Raw genomic sequence first — 23,542 nt, 5'->3', positions numbered from 1 at the left:
GGGTCGGAATAAGAACTGTTCCCCCCAGACACGCTAAGGTCAAACGGATCGTGAGCTTTCGTCACGAATGCGCATGATCGTCTGCCGGCTGGTCGCAAACTTTCTGGCGGCGGCCGAAACAATCATTCCCGTGGCCAGATCGTCGCGCAGGTCCTGCTTCTGCTTTTCGCTGAGGGTCGAGGGGCGACCGAGAGCCTTGCCTTCCGACTTGGCGCGTTTGAGGCCGGACTGGGTGCGTTCGATCAGCAAATCCCGCTCGAACTGTGCGACAGCATTGAGCACGTTCATGGTCATCGTCCCGGCCGAGCTGGTAAGGTCGACGCCGCCAAGAGCGAGGCAATGAACGCGCTCGCCCATTTCGGCCAGCGTCCGGACCGTGGAACTGACGTCGATGGCGTCGCGGCCGAGACGATCAAGCTTGGTCACGATCAGTATGTCCCCTGATTCCAGCCGATCGATAAGCCGCGTGAAGCCCTGCCGTTGCGCAATGGCCGTGCTTCCGGAAACCGTCTCGGTGATGATGCGGCGCGGCTCGACGTGGAAGCCTGCGGCTTCGATTTCCTGAATCTGGTTCTCGGTGGTCTGCCCGGTTGATGCCGAAGGGCTTTGGTGAGAGCCAGGAGACGACGCATTATTCGATCGTCGACAATGATGGCAACGCCGTCGCGGTGACCTATACGCTGAACGGTTCGTTCGGCGCCGCCGTCGTCGCCGACGGCACCGGCATCCTGCTCAACAACGAGATGGACGATTTCACCCAGAAACCGGGCGTGCCAAATCTCTATGGCCTCGTCCAGGGCGAGGCGAATGCCATCGCGCCGAGGAAGACGCCGCTGTCGTCGATGAGCCCGACCATCGTCGCCAGAGACGGCAAGCCGTTCATGGTCATAGGCAGTCCCGGCGGCTCGCGCATCATCACCATCACGCTGGAAGCGATCGTCAATGTCGTCGATCACGGCATGAACATCCAGGAAGCGATCGACGCGCCGCGCATCCATCACCAATGGCTGCCCGACACGGTCTATATCGAACCGTTCGGCCTGTCGCCCGATACCAAAAAACTGCTTGCCGGCATCGGCTATCGCCTCGACGTGACCGACGCGAGCTGGGGTCAGGCGGCCGGCATTCTGGTCGGCGGAAAGAGCCTGGCGGAAATCGAGAAGGGCGGCGGCGGCCGCTACAACGGCGCCATCGACAGCCGCGCCGCATCCGGCGAGGCGGTCGGATATTAATTTCGTTCGGTCAGATGACCAGCGTGATGGTGGACGCAATCAGCATCACGGCCGCGATGCCGACGAACAAGGCATAAATACGCGGCCGATCGAGCAGAAGCGCATTTCCCGATATCCACGCCGCGGTGGCGCCGCCAAGCGCGTACAGGAAGCCGTTACGGTGCCCCAAGGCCAGGGTTGCGGCCATCAAGCCGCCAATGATGAGAGCGCCGAAAACGATGATCACGGCGACCGCGTATTTCTCGAAATCGTTGCTGGCCACACCCGGACCCATCACGTTCAACGTCGTCAGGTCGTCCGGGTCGAAGGGGTTGGCCGACCCATATTCGTCTTGACCGGCAGGCTCGTGCATCATTCATTCTCCTTGAAGCGGCAACAAATCATCAAGCCTTGCCGAGTGCAACCGGGTCGCGACGCGTTCAATGCGATCGGCACGGTCTTCAACACTTTCTGGCCGCGGCTTGCTAGCGGTTTCTTGGATTTATGTCGGATCGTCGTGCCGTTCCAGGCGATCTGTGGGATCGTGTTGCCGTTCCAGGCGATCTGTCGGATTGGAATCGCCAGCCGGGCGTTTCAAGTTGAACGTCCGCCGCTCTGCAGCCGGATTCGAACCGCTGCCCCTGACTGTCGGGCCTGACGACGATCACGCGCAAGCTTCGCCCTCGAACGGCGTGCCTGACGATATCGGTGGCGAAGATTGGTCGGTGGCGAAGATTGGGTTCGGCGGGGAAGAGTGGCCGGCGCCACTTTGGGGGGCGTTGGGGTAGATTGCCTGATGGGCGCCGGCCAAGCGGAAATCAGGCCCGCCGCAAGAAAATATAGCAGGAATTGCGCGGTATGGCAGTGGTGTGGTCGCGGAAGATGGTTCGCGCTTTCCCTGTGCGGTGACCCATTATGGGCCAGTCGTCTGGCACCTGAATTGCACGGCAAGCAATGCCGGGCAACAGCCCGGAAGTTGTCCCCAAATATGGGGCCTCGCCGCTTCGCAAATGGAGCGGCGGGCCTTTTTGGCTGGCGCATCGGGGCGGCGGCACGATTGGATTCAATCATCGGCACGCCGATATAAGCGCGGCGCCACCGGAACTCGATGGCAGGTTTCGCAGCACGCCGAGATTTTTAGGCTGCGGGAGCCGGTGGCAGTTCGAACAGGTTGGCGCCATTCTCCTGGCCTCGCTCGACATAGCCGATAATCCGGAACCATTTTGCGACGTCCGGTCTCTGGAGCCAGCTGCGCGAGTGAATGGGGAGGTTGCCGGCGAGCGCTTGGATATGGCGAATGTGCTGCTTGCAGAAGCGAACGGTCGCGGCGCTGAAGAAATCCTCCTGCGCGGCGAACAGCGTATCAGCAGCGTCGCTATTCTCGTGCCACGCGATGAGCGCTACCGTTTTTTCGCCCTGCACGAGCGCATGAGCACGGCCTTCTTTCAAGTTCATCATCAGATTGTCGTAGGCGATCTTGCTGTCCTTGCCGGCCGCGACGTACTCCTCCGATATCCGCTTGGACAGATCACTGAAAACATTTTCCAGATCTCCAACCGTTGCTGCGCGTGCTCTCATTTCGCCTCCTAGAGCCCCAGCAGGCAGTTTGCCCTAAGGATAGGGGATCACCAAGCAAATCAAATCCGTCATCCGCCCGATGCGAGCAAAGATGTTTCGCCGGGGGAAGAACGCTGCGCGGCATGCCGTGACACCGACGGGCTGATCCCTGCCAACTGATTAGCAAAGTCGGCGGCCATGGCATAAGCTGCTGAAATTGCTAGGTGCCCTTGAAGTGGATTCGAACCACCGACATGCGGATTTTTAGTCCGCTGTCGATGGTTGAAATCGTTGAGCTTTTTAGCTCCATGTCGCGTTCATGTCGCGTCAGGCCAAAGTGCCCGTTCGGCCGCAGCCAGTTCCTCGGCATCATCGCCGCGCGGGAACAGGTTGCCCGTAGACGTCCATTGTCATCATGATAGAGGAATGGCCGAGCCGTTCCTGAACCACCTTGGGTGGCAGGCCCAGGCCACCATCGGCAACCGCCGGACTGCAGCACGTCGGCCGATGACGCCAATAGCCCTCAGTGCGTGGTGACGCCGCCCACAGGAACCTTTTGGCGCTGGCGGGACAGCGCGCCCCTCTTCCGTTGTGCCGTCAAAAAAAGCCGCCGGGCGAAACCCGGCGGCTTGATCGTTCGACTGGGTCGTTTCAGGCGCGATCGGCTTTACGGCGCCGGAGCCAGCTTGGCGGCCGCCTGGTCGATCTTGTCGGCAAGCACACCCTTGGCCCAGTCCGTGACCTCGGCGTCGACGGGCTTGTTGGCCATGTCGGCCAGTGCCGCGTCGAGCGATGCATCGTCGGTGCCGACAGCGGCCTGGTCGGCAGCCGTCTGGGCTGCGGCAGCCGCTGCTTCGGCATCCGAGACCGTGGTTTCCTGGGCCGCGACCTGCGCTTCCAGATCCGCGATCTGTCCCGGCAGGGCCGCCTGTTCCTCGGGCGTCATGGCTGCAATCTGGTCAGGCGTAAGCCCGTTCAACGTGTCGAGCTGCGCGTTCAGGGCATCCAATTGGGCCTGAGCGTCGACCGCCGCCGCGGCCGCCTTGTCAACCGCGGCCTGTGCGTTCTGGGCGTTCGCGGACGCCACCGCAAAGGCCTGTACGGCAGCAAACTTCTTGCTCTTGGAGTTCATGTAGGCGTTGACGTTGCGCTGCAGCGAGTTCAACCGGCCGAGCTTGGCACGGATATTCTTTTCCTTGGACACAGGGGCGGTCTGCTCGGTGTCGTCAACACTTGCAACAGTCTCCGTTTCGGCCTTGGCCACCTGCCCCTTGGCTGACGCCGACTTGCCGTGCGACCCGCTATTGCCGGAATTGCCGCCAGCATTGCCGTTGCCGCCGCCGTTACCGTTGCCGCCACCATGGCCGTTACCGCCACCATGGCCGTTGCCGCCACCATGGCCGTTACCGCCTGCACCGGCCAGCGCCGGAGATGCCAGAAGCGCGAACACGGCAAACGCGGCGAAAAGAGTCTTTCGGGATGTCATAATTCCTCCTTTTGAATCGCACCTCCGCATATAACTGCCAAATATAACGAAGAGCTAATTTATATCTGAGAAACTTTATGCAAATGCGAAAGTCCGGCGGGTTGCGACGCCGACCTGCACCGAGGCCCTCGAAATTCCCCCGGGCAGAACTGTCTCAATCAAAGCCAAAAAGACTCTAACCGTTCGTTTCTGCTAAATTCGGAAGACCGTTCTTGGAATTGCGCTAGAGCGGATGCAGGATATCGGCGCCCGCCTGTTCGTCGAACAGAACCGCGCAGCCGCGCTTGAGTGCCACCGCTGAAAGGGCGTTCGCCATCGCATCATCCGGCGACACAAAATCCACCGGTCAGCACCCTCAGCTCTTCCACCGCCCTGACTATCGAGCGGCGACCGTCCTCTCACAACGTCTGGTCCGTAGGTCGCGCAGGCAATCGCCATCGGCCCGGCCTAGTGGCGATGATACGCCAGAACTGTACTGCCGCGTGGCGATTTGTGGCGATCAGATAAGGTGAACCCAGCACCCTCGATCAAAGACTGAAGCCGGATGTCGTCTTCGTCGGGGACTCGCGCCACAATCGTCTGTGCGCGGTTGATGATGTCGGTGAAGATGCGATCGGCCTCCTCCTGACCCAACCCCCTGCGGACATGCTGGTACACAGCGAGAAGAAGCACGATATCGTAACTGTCATTTAGAACAGATTGAAGCTTTCGGCTGCCTAGGTTCATGGCGTCAAATCGACTTTCTACGTTCGATCCTAGAAAGATGGAACGCGCCACGCGGGTGTGTGGCTTCAGAATGTCAATGCCGTGGATGTAGGCCGGTCTGCGTTTGGCGATTTCATAAGCGACGATGCCCATATTGCAGCCAACATCAAGGATCGTCTTACCGGAGTAGTTTATCCCGCATGAAAATAATCCATCGAGCCGATCGTCCCACGTTCCTGCGCTATATTTCTTGTGCGATTTCCAAAAAGGCACGACTATCCTTCCGTGTCCTGGACCAAAGTCGAATTTTATCTGCGCCCGTTAGCATTTTCCGGCAAAGTCCAACGAAACGTCTGTCGGACGGTTAAGCAATTGCCATGGAAAATGGTGCCCAGAGGCGGAGTCCAAGCGATGGCAAACTCGCTCTGTTTCCAAATGGTTAGGACTCCGCTATAGCAGGACTAGCCAACAAAAATACCAACAAAATATTTCTGTGGATTGGTTCGGTTCCCGGTTATCGCTCTATTCGCTCAATGCCATCGCGTCCCAACCTTATCTCAAAAGCCCATGCTGTCGCTACTCGAGTTTGGTCCAGATAGGTCCTCTCGATCGCATTGCACGGTGCGTGAGCTAATCGCAGGTCCGCTGCCTCCGATTCCCGACCTCTGATCGCTCTACCATTGAAGATGGCGGAGAGAGCGTCTTTCGATTCCCTTCCCATCCCATTGGAAATAACTGCATCCTGCTCGCAGAACTACAGTCAGTCCGCGATGTGCCCGTTTCCTCAGCGAGCCGAGATCGGGCAGCAGGTGCTCGTGGAAATGGTTCACATTCCATCCAAGGTAGCGATAACGATAAAGTTCCAGCATCTCTTCAATCGCTTCGGCAGGCACCCGACGGGTCGAAATCTTGCCCAAACGCCGGTCGAGCAACCCAACTTCCCCAGCCCCTTGTAACGGTCGCGGGCGAAATTGCCGCCCCGACATGCCAAGCAACTCGCCTGCCTCCATCATCGAAAGATCGCCGCCATTCCAGCGGCTGAAAACCTCTACAAACTTCTGCATTCTCCGGTCATTTAGCCATGCTGTCCGTTTCATCCCCACCTCCGTGCGCTGGCGAAAACCGGACGACTCACGTGCGACCTAATCTGGACAACTCATCTGCTTACGACACGCGCTGATGCGGCGCTTGCTTGACGCACCATGTGAGGCTATATTTTGCCTCAAATGGAATGGAAGAGTGAAATGCTAGCGTTCGGAAATGTCGCCGACGTGTTGGGGCTGCCCGTTAAAGAGGTGGCGGCGCGGTCGCCCTTCGGGCTGATCTCCCGGATCGAGGATGGACTTCCCGTTGGGGCACTCGAGCGCGTTGCGCGTCTTTTGGCGCCTGGCGATGCTCAGTTCAAATACAGGCTGATTCCCAAGGCGACCTACGAGCGGCGCAAGATGGTACATCGCCTCTCGTCGGACGAGGGCACGCGATTGGCCCGCGTGGCGCGCGTCTGGGGCCTTGCTGTCGATGTCTGGCAGAACGAAGAGGAAGCGCGCGATTTTCTGTTTCGGCCGCACCCGATGATGGAGGACAAGCGACCGATCGATGTCGTTATCCTGAGTGAGTTCGGCGCCGAAATGGTGGTCGATATCCTCGGCGGTCTGAAGTACGGCAGCGCTGCGTGACGGCGCAGTCTCTCGATCGCACCTTATCGTCGTTTCGCATCGGCGATCCGGCCGGCACCTACCCGATCTTCCACGCGACCGGCTCGACAATCGCGCCTGGGCGGTGGAACACGCCCGGAAGTCCTATCATTTACACCAGCGAGCACTATTCGACGCCTTTGTTGGAAAAGCTGGTGCATGGCAGCGGCCGACTGCCGCCCAACCAGCACTACATCGAAATCACGATCCCGCGCGGACTGAGCTACGAGGTCTTTTCCCAGCCCTCGCTGCCCGGCTGGGACACGATGCCGGCGACGGTGAGCAAGGGATTTGGCGAAACCTGGTGTTTAGAACGGCGCAGCGTCATCCTGCTGGTGCCCAGTGTCGTGGCGCGTCTCGATTGCAATGTGCTGATCAATCCCGCGCATCCGGAGTTTTCAAGGATTCAGACAAGTCTGCACCAGCCCGTCTACTGGGACCGGCGGCTGTTTGGCGCGTAACGGGGAGGGGCTTTCTGTCGGCTACAACCCCGAGGCCTTGGTGAGATTGAGGGCGTAGCGCTGGGTTCCCGCCAAACAACAACGCGCCAGCACTGCCGGGCGGGCGCGAGCAAGAAAGCAGCCGCCATGCTCTTTTGTCCGGCCTCCGGCCGGGGCAACTGGACGCGCTCGATGCGCTTCTCATCACCGAACCCAATAAGGGCACCATTCCTCTTACATGGCTGAAGGCCATACCAACAGCGGCGAAGCTCGATCACGTTCGTGACATTCTCGAACGCCTGCGCCAGATCAGAGAGATCGGAATTCCGGCAAGACTCAGCACTTCCGTGCATCCCGACCGTTGCCGGCAGTTCGTGCGCGAAGGGCGCGCCTCTCCTGCCTACCTGATCGAGCGCTATATGACATCGCGCCGACGGGCGAGGTGTGGGCCAGCATCGTCCGGAACGGCTTCGCCGGCTGATCGGAGATGCGATTTCCTCTGGGATCGAGCCGCAAGGGCGATCGGCCGAAAAGCGCTCAATCTGTCGCTAAGACAAAGCGCGGCGTGGCGGGGTTCAGGCTTCGTTCTCCCTTGGCGTTGTTGGCCTTTATCAACCAAAGACAGCAATAGGCTTGTGATCAGGGCCTTCCCATGCGATTCTTGGAGCGTGATCTGGCGGAGATGAAAATGCCTGAAACGATGCTCGCAGCGCTTTCCAACATTCGGACTGTTGAAGAAATGATCGTGGCCTTCAGGGATGAAGAGCATTGCCGACGATTGCTGGAAACCATGGTGTGGCCAGAAGGTAGAATCTGTCCGGGCTGCGGGTATAAACGCTCGATCGCACTTGCCGGCCGCGATACAGGCAAGCGGCGTGCGCGACCGGGTCTTTATCAATGTTCCAATGGCGACTGCCGGTTCCAGTTCACCGTAACGACCCACACCCCGCTGCACTCGACCAAGCTGCCCTTGCGTGTTTGGCTGAAAGCCATGTGGCTGATGCTCCAGTCGGACAAGGGCTTGTCCTCGGTCCGGCTCGCCGAGATCCTTGGCGTGAGCCAGCCGACGGCCTGGCGGATGGGTCACGCACTGCGGCTGATGGTGGCGCGGGAAAACATGCTCGACGGCACGGTTGAGATCGACCATTTCCATCTCGGGGGAAGTCCCCGAAAGCGCCCGGATGATCCACCACCGGGACGGGGCCGGAAAGGTCAGGCGAATACGGAGAAGGCGCCGGTCATGGCGATGGTGCAGCGGCCGACCGACGTCACGCCCGGCGCTCCGGCCGGTGACGCGCGTGCCGCGGTCGTGACCGGTCTTTCGTTGCGTGCGGCCGAACGTGCGATTGAAACACAGATCGCAACCCACGCGCATTTGATGAGTGATGAGGCGAAGGCATTCATGGCCATAGGCGAGAGTTTTGCCAAGCATGAGACCGTGAAGCATTCCAGCAACGAATATGTTCGCGACACGGTCCACGTCAATTCGGTGGAGGGTTTCAATTCCCGCGTCCGGCGGACGATCGCCGGCGTCTTTCACCATATCAGCCCGCAACATGCCGACCTGTATTTCCATGAAATCGGCTTCCGCTGGTCTCAGCGCGTCGTGTCTGGAAGCGCCATTCGGAAAACTCGGCACGGGCGGGAAATCATGCGAACGCTCTGGTCACGGGTGCCGCCAGCGCTGCAACTGCCGACTGTCTTTCGCGCTGCCACGGGACGCCAGATGCGCCGAAGCCCCGATGGCGGCATCACCATCAAATCGGCCGTAGCTGTCTTTGGTTGATAAATGCCGCGTTGTTTAGCGGGGAATCAACGCTATGCTCTCAGTCGGATCAGATCGCCACCTGCGTTCCGATCTCGACAACACGTCCGGTCGGGATCTGGAAATACTCCGTCGCATCCGCCGCCGTGCGCGCCAGCCCGATGAACAGCTTGTCCTGCCACACCGGCATGCCGGAGTTGGGCGACGCCTTGAGCGAACGCCGCGACAGGAAGAACGAGGTCGTCATGATGTCGAACTTCCAGCCTTGCTTGCGGCAGATCGCCAGCGCACGCGGGATGTTTGGCTGCTCCATGTAGCCGAAGGTCAGCGTCACCCGCATGAACAGCTCGTTGACCGTCTCCATCTTGACCCGCTCGCTGTCGGGCACCACGGGCTGCGGCGCCGTCACCACCGAGAGGATGACGTTCTGTTCGTGCAGCACCTTGTAGTGCTTCAGGCTGTGCATCAGCGCGGTCGGAGCGCTGACGGGATCGCTGGTCAGGAACACGGCCGTACCGGACACCAGCTGCGGTTTCTTCTTCAGCAGATTGCCGGCGAGGAACTCGAGCGGGATCTCGTTCCTGCGCGTCTTGTCGAACAGATAGCGGGCGCCGCGCATCCAAGTCCAGATAATGAGGCACATTACCAGCGCAATGGTTAGCGTAACCCAGCCTCCTTCGATCACCTTAATGATGTTCGAGCCGAGGAATACCAAGTCCACGATCAGGAAGAGTGCCGACGCCGTAAGGGCACCAGTGAGAGACCAGTTCCAGATTCGGCGCATAACAATGAAGAGAAGCAGGTCGGTGACCACCATCTGGCCAGTGACAGAGATGCCGTAGGCTGAGGCGAGATTGCCCGACTTCTGGAACCCGAGCACCAACATCATGACGCCAATGCCGAGCAACCAATTGACCCTCGGAAGATAGATTTGACCCTCTTGCATCTCGGATGTGTGCAGGATGCTGAATCGCGGCAGAAGATTCAGCTGGACAGCTTGGCGTACCAGCGAAAATGCCCCGGAAATGACAGCCTGACTGGCGATGATCGTAGCGGCGGTGGCCAAGGCGACCATCGGCACCAGCGCCCAGCGAGGCTGCATGTCGAAGAAAACATTCTCCGGCAGCTCAGTGCGGGTCAAAACAAAGGCGCCCTGCCCAATGTAGTTGAGCAGAAGGCACGGAAACACGATCCACAGCCAAGCCACCACAATCGGTCTGCGGCCAAAGTGGCCGAGATCGACGTAAAGCGCCTCTGCGCCGGTCACAGCCAGGAAAACAGCACCGATTGTACCCAGCGCAAGTGCTGGATTGGTCGCGAGATATTGGACAGCGTAATAGGGATTGACGGCCCACAACACCCCGGGATTGGTGACGATGTGGCTTACTCCGGAAACCCCTAGCGCGACAAACCATGCGAATGTAATAGGCCCGAAAACGCCTCCAATGGCGCCGGTCCCGAATCGTTGGACGGAGAAGAGCCCCGCGAGAATAACAAGTGTGATTGGCAACACGTAAGGCTCAAGGGCTGGCGTAACGGTCTCAAGACCCTCCACTGCAGCCAGCACCGAGATCGCTGGCGTGATCATCGAATCGCCCGTAAATAACGCCGCGCCAAGGACGCCCAAGACCAAAATGGCAGCTGAGCGCGCCGGAAAGCTGCTGCCTGCCAGGGACATCAGGGAGAGCGTGCCGCCCTCGCCCTTGTTGTCCGCCCGAAGAACAAACCTGACATATTTCACCGTGACGATGAGAGCCAGCGCCCAAATGATAAGCGAAAGAATGCCAAGCACGTCCTCACGCGTCGCCGAGCCGTCCGATGCAGCTACCAACAGGGCCTCGCGGAATGCATAGAGAGGACTTGTTCCAATGTCGCCATAAACTACGCCGAGAGCGCCCAGAATCAGTATTCGCAGGCTCTGCTGGGAGTGGACGTCAGGCGACGCGGGCTGTGCTGTTGCATCCCCGCCGTTGCCTACATCGGCATTGTCCATGAACTTACTCCTTCGGATAGGGCGGGGTCGGATAATCCCCTTGCATCGCAAAGCAAACGTTTCGTTGTCGAAGTGGTGAACGCGAGATACCTCGCTGGTGTCGACGCTCAAATCCCCACTGGGTGAAAGTCCAGTTGCAGATTAGTATGTGCTTCTATAACGTTGCGTTCCACAAGTACCTCAATCGCGAATCCTAATTCCTGAGTGGTTCTCAGTAAGGAATGAGATTCTACTTCAAAGTCTATCCCTTGCAGTGCAACCGACTTCTTCAACACACTGTCGGTAGATTTGCGGTAGTTTGCTGGCTGTCGGCCTTCCTGGGTTTATTTACAGTCGAGCATGCCGGAAATATTGACGATCAAGGGCCAGGGCCAAGAAGCGGCCCACGATATCGACCAGCATGGAAGGCGCCGAAGGCCGTTCATCGGGGTCGAATGCAAGCCCAATGGCGGCACGCGGGCCCCCTGCTGTTGTCGTTACGGGCCAAAAGTCAAAGCGCGAGGTCACGGCCGGGTAGACTCCGGCGCTCACGACAAGTCCCGTTGCCAATGACGATCGCGCCGCCTCGATTTCGGCCTCCTGGGGCTCTACGTCGCCGACTTTCTCGACGGAAACTACTTTGCCATCCAAAACGAGAATGACGACGACAGGAACTTGAAAAAGCGCTGCAAGAGTTTGGCAGGTGATGGAGACGATCGCCTTTGCATTGTCGATCCCTGCGACGTCGCGACTGTAGCCTTGCAGCAATGTTGCCTGCCTCTTCAGGAGTGCCGCTTCAGCAGCGCGGCGCCGGGAGGTAAAAGCCACGCCACTAACGATAAGTCCGATGACAAAAAGCAGTCCAATCGCCCAGACGTTTGCCGGGTCATCGACGATCAGTGTGTAGCGAGGCTCGGTCAGGAAGAAATTGTAGGCGAGAGCACCAAGTATCGCCGCACAGAGGGAGGGGCCTAAGCCTAGGCCAACGGCCGCTATGGTCACCGGCACCACGAATATGAGGGAAAGGTTCGGGATCGTCACGCTGCTGTCGATACCGACAGCCAAGGCGGCGGCGATGGCGGTCATTGCAACCGAAGCAAGGTAGCGCACTGAAGCGGGAGCCTCAAATGATGCTAAGCCCAAAGGCGGCTCTGAATCCTGCAACAGTAAGATGTCCCGTTGCAGCTTCGATTTGACATCGGCCATTCGTTCAACTCCCTGCCGCGGTCGCTGCATGACGCAGACGTAGGTCGATACGCATAAAGGTTCCATTCGTGTGTGAGCCCCAATATATAAAGATTCCATAGGGGAAGAGCCGGCGGATTGGCATGCAGGTGCATGCGGCTGATATCCGCACAGTTGATGCGAAGGCGATCCGCAAGAAGCTGGACCTTGTACAGGACCAAATGGCGACCGTGCTCGGGACCAGTCCGTCCGGCTACAAGAAGTGGGAGCAGGGGAAGAGGCAGCCCGGTGGCGCTGCGCGCACGCTGCTTCGCATCATGGGGCGGAAGCCGGAACCCGTATTGCGTGCCCTATCTGGGAATCGTGAGATCGGCGAAACGCACGCTTCACCTGCAGCGTCTCACTGAAAGGTACATCAATCAGCTTCGTCCTACGTGATTAGCCGCGCTGCCCGTCCGAGCGTGCGCTCGGCGTCATTGTAGTAGTTCGACGCCTGCTGGACCGAGCGATGCTGCGACTGCTGCATGGCTTCGGGCAGCGGAATGCCGCGGCGGGCGGTCTCGGTGAGATAGCCGGAGCGCAGGCCGTGGGCGGAGAAACTTTTCGGATCGAGCCCCGCATCGGCGAGGCGGCGTTTCAGAATCAGGTTGACCGCCTGTGGCGTCAGCGCGCGTTTTTTGAGATTGCCCCAGCGGTCGATGCCCCGAAAAATGGCGCCCTCGGTGATCCCGGCCCGAGACAGCCATTCCTTGAGCGCCAGCACCGGCCGGCCGACGAGCAGCACGAAGGCGTCGCTGTCGGCCTGTGTCGTCTTAGTCCGGCCGAGCCGGATCGACAGGCACGGGAGTTTTTCGCCGCCGCTCGCGCGGAATGTTTTTCGCGCCGAGATGCAGGCAGGCGAGATGGCGGGCGGCAAGGCCTTCCTGCCGCAGTAGTGCGGCCACCAGCACATCCGCACCCCAACCCACGAGCTCACCCGGGCGCACGCGGTGCTGCGAACCCGCCGGCGCATTTTTTCGCAGAAGCCAAACTGGGCGCTCGGCCGCGACGGTTTTTTGACCCTGACCGGCCGCGGCGGCGATGGCGAAAAGCCAGATGGAACGTCGGCTCAAACAACGGCGCACCAGCTCGAAACTGGCCGACCTGGTCGAATTCGTACTCTCCCGGCCGATCGTATCGACCGGCATGATCCAAGAGGTGCTAAAAGTCTCCAAGCAGGGCGCGCTCAATCTTATCGGCGAGCTCGGCCTTCGCGAGATGACGGGGAGGGGAAGATTTCGCGCGTGGGGCATCGTGTGATCGGCAGTCCGTCGCCGTAAGGATCCGCCGACTTTACGAAATTATCGAACTTGACGAACTTGCATTTAGTGGCCACATTGGTGGAAGCAGGAGGTTGTCATCATGGCCGCTCCAAAGCGCAGCAATCACAGCGTGACCCCGTCCCATGCGGGAGTCACGACAATGGCGTTCACCACGAAGCTGCCTTCGCAGTCGGACTTCAAGAAGGTGCTGCTCGAACGTTATCAGGAAGCAATCGCACGCAGCCGCAAGATCGGCCATCGGGTCTCGTTCCGGGTGGAAGTCGACCCGGCGGCCGGTGCCCAGACAATTACCCCGGTCGAGGAACAGACTGTTGCTTCGGATGAAGCGTTTCCCGTCGAGGACATGGGCAAGCCTGACGCCGAGCTTGAGGCGGCTCTTACCGCGGCGCGTGAGCGCGGCCGCAAGCGTGTCGCCGAAATTGTCGCCGGCGACGACATGCTGAGTGCGGATGCCTTTTCCAAGCTGATCGGCACGTCGCGGGTGACGGTCAACGCCAAGCGGCAGAGCGGGCAGGTGCTCGGGATCGATGGTCCCAAGCGCGGCTTCCGCTTTCCCGTATGGCAGCTCGACAAGGATGGCCGGCCGTTCGGTGCATTGCCGGCGCTCCACGCGACGTTGGGCAACAATGCCTGGGCTGTCTACCGGTTTTTGGTGTCACCTCATGGCGCGCTCGATGGGCGGACGGGTCTTCGTGCGCTTCAGCAAGGCGATGACGCTTCGGTGTTGGCCGTTGCGGAAGGTATGGCCAGAGGCGACTTCGACTGAATGCCTGGCGTTCCACCTCCATCCGATTTCGGGCGCGCAAAGCTCGAAATCGAAACCATACCGTCGGGGCAGACATTCGCACGGATCTACTGGAGCACCTATCCCGATCCGCTAGGCTACGGGAAGTCGCCGAGCCGCTTTAGCGATCCTCGGCGTCGTGCTGCTACCAATCGTTTTGGCGTTCTTTACCTTGGGGATTCCCTCAGGGTGTGTTTCCTCGGCCGCGAAGGACTGGTCGACGACCTTCCGATAGATGAGCTGGAGCTGACACAACGGCGCTATGCGGAGATCGCGACCACTGCGGACCTTCGCCTTGTCGACCTCAGGGACGACAATGCCGTCAGGATGGGCGTGCCAACGGATGTCGTTTCGGGCGCGGCGCCAGAACTTGGCTCGCCGATGGTCGGTGGCGTTTCACGAGCACCCAGCCCAGCCTGACGGGATCATTTATCCATCGCGCCTCAACGGTGCGACCAATCTCGCTATATACGATCGTTCGATTGCAAAGCTTCAGCCGAAACGCGTTATGACGCTTCTCGGCGCGCCAGGGTTGGGGCAGGTTCTCGATGATTTCCGGGTGGGATTGGTGTGAGACCTGGCTGTATTCGTATCGCCAGCGAAGGTCGTCATAGCGGCCAACTACCGACATCCCCAAGCCACCACTCGGACGTCGCGTTTGGTGCCGGCAGCCGAAGTACCGCTCCCGCTAGCCGCGGTTAAGAAGCGGACGATCCGCCGAACAGTCTGGGACACGGCGTGCAAGCTAGTTGTCAAGTGGGTAGGCGTGCGCCCGATCGTCATAGGCTAATCTAGTGCTTCCTAACGGCGAACCTCTTCACCGACGGCGTCTCGTTCAGGAACCGTCCCGCCTCCTTGCCCGCGACCTCCACAAGGAACTGACCGAAGATCTCGAACAAGCCGGCGGCGTTGCGAACGGCCTCGTGCTCGGTCTTGGCGAGCGAATCGGCATCACGCCGATCATTGCTATGAGCCGAAAGCTTGCCGCGACACCATCACGATTTCGCCGCCGCGCAACAATTTCGTTCTCGGCCGGCCGCCGTTCAAGAATCTCCTGGATGAGCTGATGAAGACCGGATGCGCGACCCGCCATGTCGGCCTTGACCCGGCGGCGACTGCGTGCAAGCTCGGCGAACTCCTTGCAGGCGACGTCCCTGCACAAACCCATATCTATGTGTGCGGTCCCGAGCCGCTGATGGATGTGACCGTCAGGCTCGCCGTGCCCAAGCTCGGCACGCACGTCGTTCATCTCGAACGGTTCAGTCCCAGAGACATTGCGACCGATCGGACCTGCCGAGCCTTTGCCGTGAAGCTCGCCCGCAGCGGAAAGACGCTCGACGTGCCTGCTGACCGGTCGCTTCTGTCCGTTCTCGTCGCAGCGGGAGTCCGCATATCCTCCTCCTGCCAGGAGGGCGTATCTGGCTCGTGCGTCACCGGCGTCCTTTCCGGCGTTCCCGATCACCGCGATTCCTTCCTGACCGACGAGGAAAGGGAAGCCGGGCAGGACATCTGCCCCTGCGTGTCGCGGGCCAAGACAGCGAAACTTGTCCTTGATCTCTAGAACCACGGAACCTGAATGGGAGCAGCACGATGACGATCACAATCAGAAGCGACGAGCCGCAGGCAACGAGCGACTGGACGCCGGGCCATTGCCTGCCCCAGGCCCTGTACCAGAGCGAGGGCATATTCCGCTCCGACGTGCAGATGTTGCTGGATGGCCAGTGGCTTTTAGTCGATCACGAAAGCCGCATCCCGAGCTCGGGAGATTACTTCCTGTTCGAGATCGGGGATGAGAGTATCATCGTCCTTCGCTCACGCTCCGGCGCCGTAAACGCCTTCCACAATGTCTGCCGCCACCGCGGCTCGCGGATCTGTCTGGAGCCGGAAGGCAGCAAGCGCATCCTCACCTGCCCTATCACGCCTGGAGCTACGATCTCGATGGCAGGGTGCGGGCGGCGCAACTGATGCCTGAGGGTTTCGACAGCACGAAGGTCTCGCTTGAGCCGGTCAATGTCGGCGTATTCGAGGGCCTTATCTTCCTGAACGCGGCGGCCGCGCCACCCTCCTTCGAGGAGATCGTGGCGCCCTTCCACGAGTTGGTGCGCGGTCAAGGCGTGGCGGCCGGCAAGGTCGGTGCGCGCAAGCTCTATCCGACACGGGCGAAGTGGGAGCTGGTCGTCGAGAACTTCTTCGAGTGCTACCACTGCAACACCGCACACCCGACCTATTGCTCGGTTCACGATAGGATGAAGATGCTCGCCTTCGGCGCGGGCGCCGGATCGGGCGACGACGTGGCTGTCCAGGAATATGAGAAAAAGCTGATGGCCTGGGAGGCCAGATCGGCCTCGCTCGGCTATCCGACCGGGATGTTCGCGGACGGACCGGAGACTCCGTTCTTCAGGTGGGCAACCGCCTGCCAATTTCGGACGACGCAAGGACGGAAAGCGTCGACGGTAACCCCGTCGCACCGCTGATGACTGCCTATGGCGAGTTCGACGGGGGGCAGACCGGATGCGTCTTCAATCCCGTGAGCACGATCCTGGTCAACAATGACCATGCCGTCATGTTCCGCTTCACACCGCGCGGTCCGCAATCGACGGATGTCGAGGCGATCTGGATCGTCCGCGGCGATGCACGCGAGGGCACCGACTTCAGGCCGGAAGGGCTCATGCGCGTGTGGGACACGACGCTGCGGGAAGACAAGACAATCACCGAGAACAACCAGAAGGGCGTCAATTCCTCCGCTTACAGGCCTGGCCGATACTCCACCCAGGAAAAGCGCATCTCGGAATTCGCAGACTGGTACATGGGCATGCGCGAGCAGCGTTTGGAACAAAGCGCCGCCTGACAGGGCGTCGCCACAGCGGAACGAATCCGGTTCGACCCGCTGCCGACGGTCTGCCAGAGTGCGCTTTGGTTCGGTCAGTTTCGGGGAGCGGCGGCCTCGAACGCCGGAAGTTTCGCACAACGCTGTGCGATCGCGTTGACGCGCTGCAATGCGCCTATGTCCGCATTCCAGCGATGGGCGTTATAGAGCTGCGGCACCAGGCACAGATCGGCCATGGTCGGTCGGTCGCCGTGGCAGAAGAGGCCTTGTCGCGGGACTCTCGAGGAGCGTCTCAAACGCGGCCAGCCCCTCGCCGATGAACTTCCGCATCCACGCGACGCGTACCTCTTCGCCCCCCTTTGTCAGGGCCATCACATGGCTGACAGGGCCAAGGTTGCAGACCGGATGGAGTCGGCAGCGATCGCCTGTGCCAGCGCCCGTACACGCGCGCGCCCGGCTGGGTCCGGCGGCAACAGGCCGGAGCCCGGGCGTGTCTCGTCCAGATATTCAATGATAGCGAGCGACTGGGTCAGCCTCAGCCCGTCGATCTCCAGCACCGGCACTAGTCCCTGCGGGTTGCGGGCGAGATGCTGCGGCGTCTTGTGCTCCTTCTCCAGAAGGTTCACGGATACCGTCTCGCAGGAGATGCCGAGCAGGTTCATCGCGATGCGCACCCGATAGCTCGCCGACGAGCGCCAGTAGTCGTAGAGGACAGGCTTGCTCATCGCGGGGTCCGATCCCGCGGTGTGGCGCCCCTTTCAGATGGCGGCCGGCCGTCGGGGTTCATGCCTTGGACAGTTCCTTGGCATGCAGCCATTCGGCATGCTTCGGGGCGCGCTTGGTTTTCGACCATTCCTCCAGCATCTCCCACTTCACCGCTTCGAGCCGCTCGATCATCGCCTCTTCCTTCGGATCCGGGCAGGCCAGCTCGATCCGGTGGCCGTTGGGGTCGAAGAAGTAGATGGAATGGAAAATGGAATGGTCGGTGACGCCCAGCACATCGATCCCGTTCTTCTCCAGCTTGTCCTTGAAGGCCAAGAGCGTGTCGCGATCCTTGACCTTGAAGGCGATGTGCTGGACCCATTTCGGCGTGTTCGGGTCGCGGCCCATCTCCGGCTTGGTCGGCAACTCGAAGAAGGCGAGCACGTTACCGTCGCCCGCGTTGAGGAAGACGTGCATGTAGGGGTCGTGCTCGTGGGTCGACGGCACCTGATCTTCGGCGATGGCGAGCACAAAGTCCATGTTGAGGTTGTTGACATACCAGTTGACGGTCTCTTTCGCGTTCTTACAGCGATAGGCGACGTGGTGAATTCTCTCGATCTTCATTGGAATGGCTCCTCTGCCTTGGCCCTGGCTCCGGACACTTCCACCCGGAGCTGCGTCCTCCCTTGTCATCATTCCTATTGCTGTGGGTCCGCCGCCGCCCTAAGCGCATCACTCAACACCCGGCCGTCGCCGATATGGTTGGCCAGAAGCAGAACCAGCCGCACATTGATGGCGTCACTTTCGGCCTTGCTTCGCCCGTCGTGCAGAGCCAGCAGCTCGGCGTAGAAATCGTCCGGCTGCGGAATGTTCGGAGCCGTATTGAGTGTCGTCATCGCCGGTTTCTCCCGTCAGCGTCCCGTGGCCTTCGCAAGCGCGGCTTCGACCTCCGCGCGGTCGAACGCGGTCCAGCGCGCGGCGACGTGCTGGTCGGGGCGCAACAGATAGACCGCCGAACCCGCATCGCCGAGATAGCGCTCTCGCAGCGCGTCGGTCGGATCGTCCGCAGCCGACAGGGCCAGCCGCTCGGCCGCAATGCCGCCGCTTTCGATCAGATCGGGCGCCTCGGCTTCAATGGTGAGAAGCTGGAAGCGGTCGCCCAGCCGGTCGAGCAGCCAGCCGCCCTTTATCGGCGCATCGACGGCCGGCGAGCCGGGCCGGGTGCGCGGCGGCAGCCCCTGCGCGTCAGGGCCGTTGAGCGGCGAGCCGTCATAGGTGCACGGCACCGACAGGCGCCCGGAATTGACCAGCGGCCGCGCGAAGGCGAAGTGCTCGGACAGATCGAGCACGGCATCGCGAAAAATCCGGCTCATCTCCGACTTCGGCGTGATGAAGTCAGTCGACCGGCTGGAGTTGAGGATGTTCTCGTCGGCGCCATGGATACGCTCGGTATCGTAGCTGTCGAGCAGGCTTTCGGGCGCCCTGCCGTCCATCACAAGCTTCAGCTTCCACACCAGGTTGTCGGCATCCTGCAGGCCGGAATTGGCGCCGCGCGCGCCGAACGGCGAGACCTGATGCGCCGAGTCGCCCGCGAACAGCACCCGGCCGTGGCGGAAACTCTCCATGCGCCGGCACTGGAAGGTGTAGATCGACACCCATTCGAGTGTGAATTTGGCGTCCTCGCCCAGCATTGCCTTGAGCCGCGGGATGACGTTCTCCGGCTGCTTTTCCCGCTCCTTCTCGATGTTCCAACCGAGCTGGAGGTCGATGCGCCAGACGCCGTCGGGCTGCTTATGCAATAACGCCGATTGGCTGCGGTTGAAGGGCGGGTCGAACCAGAACCAGCGCTCGGTCGGAAACTCGGCGTCCATGACCACGTCGGCAATGAGGAAATTGTCCTCGAACACGCGGCCGATGAAGTCGAGCCCCCTCATCGCGCGGATCGGCGAGTTGCCGCCGTCGCAGGCGACCAGCCAGTCGGCACGCAGGCGGTAAGGGCCTTCCGGCGTGTCGATGGAGAGCATCACCCCGTCGCGATCCTGTTCGACCGCCGTGACCTTGTTGTTGCCGCGGATTTCGATCGGCCTGCCTTTCGCCTCCAGTTCGCACACGCGGTCGACGAGGAATTTTTCGAAATGGTACTGCTGCAGGTTGATGAAGGCCGGCCGCCTGTGGCCGGCCTCCGGCAGCAGGTTGAACTCGTAGACCCGGCGGTTCCCGAAGAACACCTTGCCGACGTTCCAGACGATGCCCTTCTCCACCATCGGCTCGCCGCAGCCCAGCCGGTCCAGGATCTCCAGCGGCCGCTTGGCGAAGCAGATCGCGCGCGAGCCGACGCTGACCTTGTCGTTCTCATCCAGCACCACCACGGGAATGTCCTGGCGAGCGAGATCGATGGCGCAGACCAGACCGACCGGCCCGGCGCCTACCACAACAACCGGACGGCGCACTGGCGCGATTACGTCCTGATCAGGGGAGCGCCTGTAGGGATAAAGCGGCGTCTCGAAGATCTTTGCCATGTGTCCTCCCGCCGGGTCGCGTCCGGACTGCTAGCCCTGAAGTTCCGCCCACATCTGTCGGTCGCGCTCTGCGGTCCAGATGCGCGGCATGTCGATGCCGAGCGCCTCGTCGTAGGCGCGGGCGATGTTGAAGGGCAGGCAGTGCTCGTAGATAGCGTAGGATGCGAATTTCGGATCGCACGCCGCGCGCGCCGCGTCCCACGCCTCCTTCAGCGAGCCACCGCCCTGCGCCACCCGCGCCACCGGCCGGTAGGTGGAGCTGACGAAATCGGCAGTGTTGTCGAGCGCGGCATTGACCTTCTCCGCGCCAACCAGCGCGTCGCCGCGTCCCGGCGCGATCGCGTCGAGGTCAAACGACCGGATCGCCTCCAGCGTGCGCGGCCAGTCGGCAAAATGGCCGTCGCCGCAATAGCAGGCCGAATGGTACTCGACGATGTCGCCGGTGAACATGACGTTGGCGTCGGGCACGAAGGCGACGATGTCGCCTGCCGTATGCGCGCGGCCAACGAATTCAAGGTCCACCCGCCGCTTGCCGAGATAGAGCGTCAACCGGTCGGTGAAGGTCAGCGTCGGCCAGGTCAGGCCGGGGATCGACTCGTGGCCCTGGAAGAGGCGCGGAAACCGGCCGAACTCGGAGTCCCAGTCCTCCTGCCCGCGCTCGGCGACCATGGCGCGCGCCTTCTCCGACATGATCGTCTGCTGCGCGCCATAGGCCGAAGCGCCGAGAACCCGCACAGCGTGATAGTGCGTCAGCACGACATAGTTGATCGGCTTGTCGGTGACGGTCCTGACCTTCTCGATCACCTTGCCGGCCAGTCGGGGCGTGACCTGAGCGTCGATCACCATCACCGATTCGTCGCCGATGATGACACCAGTGTTCGGGTCTCCCTCGGCGGTGAAGGCCCACAAGTCGCGGCCGATCTCGGTGAAGGAGATCTTTTTCTCTGCCATATCGCCGACAGATGCGAATTGCTTGGCCATGGTCTCAGGCTTCCTTCTTGTGTTGCGTCACCGTCTGCTCAATCGCGCCGAAGATCGAGTGGCCGGCCTTGTCTCTCATCTCGATGCGGACCGTGTCGCCGAAACGCATGAAAGGTGTCTTTGCCGCACCCTGCTGGATAGTCTCGATCATGCGGATCTCGGCGATGCAGGAATAGCCGACGCCGCCTTCAGAGACAGGTTTGCCCGGCCCATCGCCGAGCTTGTTCGATACCGTGCCCGAGCCGATGATTGTGCCGGCGGCGAGCGGCCGTGTTTTCGCCGCGTGGGCGATCAGCGTAGGAAAATCGAAGGTCATGTCGATGCCGGCGTTGGCGCGCGGGTTGGCGAGGCAGTTGGCGCCGATCGGGCCGCGGTCGGGCAGGGTGAACTTGGCGCCGTAATTCTCGCAGACATACCCGCGGGCTTTGCCGTCGATGAGCTCGACCTTGAAAGTGAGCCCGCGCGGCAGCACGCAGATCTCGCCGGGCCGGATCTCGATCACACCCATCCTCGTGCGGGTGCACAAGCCGCCCACCTGCGGCACCACCAACAGCTCGCCATCGGCGTTGAAGAAATGGTCGTCCACCATGTCGGCATTGGCGACATAGACATGCGCGGCCATGCCGGCCTGACCGAAGACGTCGCCAGCCGTCGTCACGGTGCGGATGCCGTGGATGAAATCGGTGGGCTCGTCCGGCATCGGCGTCGGATTCCAGCGGAGTTGTCCGAGCGGCAACTCGTGGTCGCCCTGATTGGGCGCGGGACTTCCACAGCGGAAGCTCGAACGAAGAAAAACGATGGTGATGCTTGACGCTGGGGCGGATGCGGTAGAGCCAGGAGCGCTCGTTGGTGCCGCGCGGCGCGGTGAAGGGCGAGCCGGAAAGCTGCTCGGCATAAAGTCCGTAGGCCGGCAGCTGCGGCGAGTTCATGCCCTGCGGCAGCGAGCCCGGCAGGGTCTCGGTCTCAAAGTCGTTGCCGAAGCCCGGCATATAAGAGAAGGCCGAGGGAGCCTTGCCGAGCGCGAGCCCACGGCCTACGGGAATAGTCATCTCGTTCATGTGAACCTCCCGTTCAGGTTTCGACAGATCGCCGCCCGCAGACAGGCTTGACGATCCAAGTTGTTGCGTCTGTAACTATCGAAAATGTAACTATCAAGGCCGGAAGGGGCGGATCGGCAGGACGTACTTTCGCTGGAGGATTTTCTGCTGTCGCTTGGCAGTTAACTGTGAGAATGCAGTCCTTTCGACCAGGATTGGCATCTAATTTGAGAAATGGGAGTTCGGATTCTCAAATTAGATGCAATCGTATTGGCCGAAAGGCGTGCATCCATTGAATTCCATAAGCCGTCCGCGAGAAATACGAGGCCGATAAGGTGTTAACGTTGATTCTCACATTAAATGCCAATGGCCGGGCTCGATTATCAAATTAAAGTGCACATTCTTAAATTAGGCGTATTAGCTAACGCACTGAAAATCGTTGACAAGCCATTCTCATCATTAACTGCAAAGCGACAAGCAGTCGAGACCAACCAAGCCCAGATCGCCCCAGCACCGCTACCGCTGGTGCTGCATTCCGCTTACGTCGTCGGGATAGTGGCCGCTTACTTCCTGTTGCGCTGACTGCTGTGGGCTGGCCCGATATCGGGCTGTGCACGGTAGGAAAAATCCCACTGAGATTCAGCTACCCTGTCCCTTAGGACCGTTGAGCGCCCCGACAGGCAAGAAACCCGACTATGATCACGATCACGATCGTCGTCACCAGCGCCAGCCCCACGAAGCTGGGCCCGTAGCCGGTCAGAGGCCCGATGCCGGCGGCGGCCCCAATCACGCCCAGGGCCACGCTGATGACCCCGAGCCGTGTTCCTAAACGCACGGCCTCATCGGGGTGGTGACTGGCCGCACGGAGGGAGCGCCATCCCCAGACGGGGGCGTGGTCAACAATGAGCGCCGCCGATCGCGCTTCGGATGCCAAACCCAGAGCGTCACGGTACCATGCACTCATCACAATGAGGTCGGCTGGTGCGGGGTCAGGAAGGGGCCGACGGTCCCCGGCAGCGTTGTATCGGTTGGTGAAGTTGCTATCGATCTTGCGTACTTGGCAGTGGACGTGCCGTCGATCTCGCCAGGAGCCGGCGGGTTTCACAATCTTCAAAACGGAGCGGGATGGCCACTCCGCCATCCAAACCCAGCCCGAGTTGGCCTCCTTGTCGCGCGCAACGTAGATCCGGTAATTGCGTGGGGGCTTCATCGTGGTTGATCCGCTATTCCGGCCACACTTTCGCGCAAGGCGTTTGAAGTATGATACCGCAGGGCAATTGCCCAGCGAGCTGGCCCGCGACGGCGGCATCTGCGTCGTCTGTCAACTAGGCAGCCGATAGCAGTCGGATTGAATT

Annotated in this window: 27 protein-coding genes and 5 pseudogenes; 14 read left to right on the top strand and 18 right to left on the bottom strand. The window is 60.9% G+C overall.

Annotated features, from left to right (window positions below; all coding sequences use genetic code 11):
- Positions 1-39 precede the first annotated feature (39 nt).
- Positions 40-567 carry a recombinase family protein gene (locus tag AC0L14_RS27115; RefSeq protein WP_473751365.1) on the bottom strand — a complete coding sequence of 176 codons (528 nt, stop codon included), beginning with the start codon at positions 565-567 and terminating at the stop codon, positions 40-42.
- Between the two features lie 14 nt (positions 568-581).
- Between AC0L14_RS27115 and AC0L14_RS27110 the strand changes: the two are divergent.
- A pseudogene (locus AC0L14_RS27110) lies at positions 582-1,232 on the top strand (gamma-glutamyltransferase); the annotation flags it as partial.
- 10 nt (positions 1,233-1,242) lie between these two features.
- On the opposite strand, the gene AC0L14_RS27105 reads toward AC0L14_RS27110, so the two are convergent.
- From AC0L14_RS27105 to AC0L14_RS27080, 6 genes and pseudogenes are all read right to left on the bottom strand, one after another.
- Complete coding sequence (locus AC0L14_RS27105) at positions 1,243-1,587, bottom strand: hypothetical protein (protein ID WP_165848428.1); 345 nt, start codon at positions 1,585-1,587, stop codon at positions 1,243-1,245.
- A 761-nt stretch (positions 1,588-2,348) separates the two neighbouring features.
- Positions 2,349-2,789: a hypothetical protein gene (locus tag AC0L14_RS27100; RefSeq protein WP_473751341.1), complete on the bottom strand. Its 441-nt coding sequence runs from the start codon at positions 2,787-2,789 to the stop codon at positions 2,349-2,351.
- Between the two features lie 296 nt (positions 2,790-3,085).
- A pseudogene (locus AC0L14_RS27095) lies at positions 3,086-3,245 on the bottom strand (site-specific integrase); the annotation flags it as partial.
- Between the two features lie 190 nt (positions 3,246-3,435).
- Positions 3,436-4,254, bottom strand: a complete 819-nt coding sequence (locus AC0L14_RS27090) for a hypothetical protein (RefSeq protein ID WP_473751340.1) — start codon at positions 4,252-4,254, stop codon at positions 3,436-3,438.
- A gap of 447 nt (positions 4,255-4,701) precedes the next feature.
- On the bottom strand, positions 4,702-5,232 hold the full coding sequence (locus AC0L14_RS27085; protein ID WP_473751339.1) for a class I SAM-dependent methyltransferase: 531 nt from the start codon (positions 5,230-5,232) through the stop codon (positions 4,702-4,704).
- 401 nt (positions 5,233-5,633) lie between these two features.
- Positions 5,634-6,056 carry a hypothetical protein gene (locus tag AC0L14_RS27080; protein WP_473751338.1) on the bottom strand — a complete coding sequence of 141 codons (423 nt, stop codon included), beginning with the start codon at positions 6,054-6,056 and terminating at the stop codon, positions 5,634-5,636.
- 147 nt (positions 6,057-6,203) lie between these two features.
- On the opposite strand from AC0L14_RS27080, the gene AC0L14_RS27075 reads away from it, so the two are divergent.
- The 3 genes from AC0L14_RS27075 to AC0L14_RS27065 all read left to right on the top strand — a co-directional run bounded on the left by AC0L14_RS27075 (position 6,204) and on the right by AC0L14_RS27065 (position 8,879).
- On the top strand, positions 6,204-6,635 hold the full coding sequence (locus AC0L14_RS27075; protein ID WP_473751337.1) for an antitoxin Xre-like helix-turn-helix domain-containing protein: 432 nt from the start codon (positions 6,204-6,206) through the stop codon (positions 6,633-6,635).
- On the top strand, positions 6,632-7,114 hold the full coding sequence (locus AC0L14_RS27070; RefSeq protein ID WP_473751336.1) for an RES family NAD+ phosphorylase: 483 nt from the start codon (positions 6,632-6,634) through the stop codon (positions 7,112-7,114). Before AC0L14_RS27075 ends, AC0L14_RS27070 begins: the two co-directional genes overlap by 4 nt.
- Before the next feature lie 667 nt (positions 7,115-7,781).
- Positions 7,782-8,879, top strand: coding sequence for an IS1595 family transposase (locus tag AC0L14_RS27065; protein ID WP_473751335.1), 1,098 nt, complete (start codon positions 7,782-7,784; stop codon positions 8,877-8,879).
- Positions 8,880-8,928: 49 nt separating this feature from the next.
- On the opposite strand, the gene AC0L14_RS27060 is transcribed toward AC0L14_RS27065, so the two are convergent.
- Complete coding sequence (locus AC0L14_RS27060; RefSeq protein ID WP_473751334.1) at positions 8,929-10,851, bottom strand: potassium transporter Kup; 1,923 nt, start codon at positions 10,849-10,851, stop codon at positions 8,929-8,931.
- 327 nt (positions 10,852-11,178) lie between these two features.
- The gene (locus tag AC0L14_RS27055; protein WP_473751333.1) at positions 11,179-12,036 is read right to left on the bottom strand and encodes a DUF4118 domain-containing protein; all 858 of its coding nucleotides are present in this window, start codon (positions 12,034-12,036) and stop codon (positions 11,179-11,181) included.
- Positions 12,037-12,158: 122 nt separating this feature from the next.
- On the opposite strand from AC0L14_RS27055, the gene AC0L14_RS27050 reads away from it, so the two are divergent.
- A complete protein-coding gene (locus AC0L14_RS27050; protein ID WP_473751332.1) occupies positions 12,159-12,422 on the top strand; it encodes a helix-turn-helix domain-containing protein in 264 nt (87 codons plus the stop codon).
- A gap of 23 nt (positions 12,423-12,445) precedes the next feature.
- On the opposite strand, the pseudogene AC0L14_RS27045 reads toward AC0L14_RS27050, so the two are convergent.
- A pseudogene (locus tag AC0L14_RS27045) lies at positions 12,446-12,862 on the bottom strand (tyrosine-type recombinase/integrase); the annotation flags it as partial.
- On the bottom strand, positions 12,828-13,202 hold the full coding sequence (locus tag AC0L14_RS27040) for a DUF1612 domain-containing protein (RefSeq protein ID WP_473751331.1): 375 nt from the start codon (positions 13,200-13,202) through the stop codon (positions 12,828-12,830). The pseudogene AC0L14_RS27045 and the gene AC0L14_RS27040, both read right to left, overlap by 35 nt.
- Between AC0L14_RS27040 and AC0L14_RS27035 the strand changes: the two genes are divergently transcribed.
- The 8 genes from AC0L14_RS27035 to AC0L14_RS27000 all read left to right on the top strand — a co-directional run bounded on the left by AC0L14_RS27035 (position 13,111) and on the right by AC0L14_RS27000 (position 16,969).
- The gene (locus AC0L14_RS27035; RefSeq protein ID WP_473751330.1) at positions 13,111-13,314 is read left to right on the top strand and encodes a helix-turn-helix domain-containing protein; all 204 of its coding nucleotides are present in this window, start codon (positions 13,111-13,113) and stop codon (positions 13,312-13,314) included. The two genes, AC0L14_RS27040 and AC0L14_RS27035, sit on opposite strands and share 92 nt — an antisense overlap.
- Positions 13,315-13,476: 162 nt before the next feature.
- Positions 13,477-14,103 carry an XRE family transcriptional regulator gene (locus AC0L14_RS27030; protein ID WP_473751329.1) on the top strand — a complete coding sequence of 209 codons (627 nt, stop codon included), beginning with the start codon at positions 13,477-13,479 and terminating at the stop codon, positions 14,101-14,103.
- Positions 14,104-14,541, top strand: a complete 438-nt coding sequence (locus AC0L14_RS27025) for a hypothetical protein (RefSeq protein WP_473751366.1) — start codon at positions 14,104-14,106, stop codon at positions 14,539-14,541. It abuts the gene before it with no gap.
- Positions 14,438-14,695 (top strand): RES domain-containing protein, encoded by a 258-nt coding sequence (locus AC0L14_RS27020; protein WP_473751328.1) that lies wholly within the window; start codon positions 14,438-14,440, stop codon positions 14,693-14,695. The genes AC0L14_RS27025 and AC0L14_RS27020 overlap by 104 nt, the downstream gene beginning before the upstream one ends.
- A gap of 492 nt (positions 14,696-15,187) precedes the next feature.
- A complete protein-coding gene (locus AC0L14_RS27015; RefSeq protein ID WP_473751327.1) occupies positions 15,188-15,682 on the top strand; it encodes a 2Fe-2S iron-sulfur cluster-binding protein in 495 nt (164 codons plus the stop codon).
- Between the two features lie 29 nt (positions 15,683-15,711).
- A complete protein-coding gene (locus tag AC0L14_RS27010) occupies positions 15,712-16,086 on the top strand; it encodes a Rieske 2Fe-2S domain-containing protein (protein WP_473751326.1) in 375 nt (124 codons plus the stop codon).
- Entirely contained in the window at positions 16,086-16,595 is a 510-nt protein-coding gene (locus AC0L14_RS27005) for an SRPBCC family protein (RefSeq protein ID WP_473751325.1), read from the top strand. The genes AC0L14_RS27010 and AC0L14_RS27005 overlap by 1 nt, the downstream gene beginning before the upstream one ends.
- Complete coding sequence (locus AC0L14_RS27000) at positions 16,595-16,969, top strand: SRPBCC family protein (RefSeq protein ID WP_473751324.1); 375 nt, start codon at positions 16,595-16,597, stop codon at positions 16,967-16,969. The genes AC0L14_RS27005 and AC0L14_RS27000 overlap by 1 nt, the downstream gene beginning before the upstream one ends.
- Positions 16,970-17,043: 74 nt before the next feature.
- On the opposite strand, the pseudogene maiA reads toward AC0L14_RS27000, so the two are convergent.
- The 6 genes and pseudogenes from maiA to AC0L14_RS26970 form a co-directional block, all read right to left on the bottom strand.
- Positions 17,044-17,673: pseudogene (gene maiA / locus AC0L14_RS26995) on the bottom strand (maleylacetoacetate isomerase).
- A gap of 58 nt (positions 17,674-17,731) precedes the next feature.
- Positions 17,732-18,274, bottom strand: coding sequence for a VOC family protein (locus AC0L14_RS26990; protein ID WP_473751323.1), 543 nt, complete (start codon positions 18,272-18,274; stop codon positions 17,732-17,734).
- Between the two features lie 74 nt (positions 18,275-18,348).
- Positions 18,349-18,546 (bottom strand): DUF2783 domain-containing protein, encoded by a 198-nt coding sequence (locus AC0L14_RS26985; RefSeq protein ID WP_473751322.1) that lies wholly within the window; start codon positions 18,544-18,546, stop codon positions 18,349-18,351.
- 15 nt (positions 18,547-18,561) lie between these two features.
- Positions 18,562-20,169 carry an FAD-dependent oxidoreductase gene (locus AC0L14_RS26980; protein ID WP_473751321.1) on the bottom strand — a complete coding sequence of 536 codons (1,608 nt, stop codon included), beginning with the start codon at positions 20,167-20,169 and terminating at the stop codon, positions 18,562-18,564.
- Positions 20,170-20,199: 30 nt separating this feature from the next.
- Positions 20,200-21,150, bottom strand: a complete 951-nt coding sequence (locus tag AC0L14_RS26975; RefSeq protein WP_473751320.1) for an MBL fold metallo-hydrolase — start codon at positions 21,148-21,150, stop codon at positions 20,200-20,202.
- Between the two features lie 4 nt (positions 21,151-21,154).
- A pseudogene (locus AC0L14_RS26970) lies at positions 21,155-22,199 on the bottom strand (homogentisate 1,2-dioxygenase).
- Between the two features lie 354 nt (positions 22,200-22,553).
- Here AC0L14_RS26970 and AC0L14_RS26965 point away from each other — a divergent pair.
- Positions 22,554-22,769 (top strand): hypothetical protein, encoded by a 216-nt coding sequence (locus AC0L14_RS26965; protein ID WP_473751319.1) that lies wholly within the window; start codon positions 22,554-22,556, stop codon positions 22,767-22,769.
- A gap of 73 nt (positions 22,770-22,842) precedes the next feature.
- Here the strand turns inward: AC0L14_RS26965 and AC0L14_RS26960 are convergent, their stop codons facing one another.
- Positions 22,843-23,397, bottom strand: coding sequence for a hypothetical protein (locus tag AC0L14_RS26960; protein ID WP_473751318.1), 555 nt, complete (start codon positions 23,395-23,397; stop codon positions 22,843-22,845).
- Positions 23,398-23,542: the final 145 nt, after the last annotated feature.

This window comes from Mesorhizobium sp. WSM4841, assembly GCF_055811515.1.
Note: the sequence above shows the minus strand (reverse complement) of the source record. Positions and strands in the feature narration are given on the sequence as shown.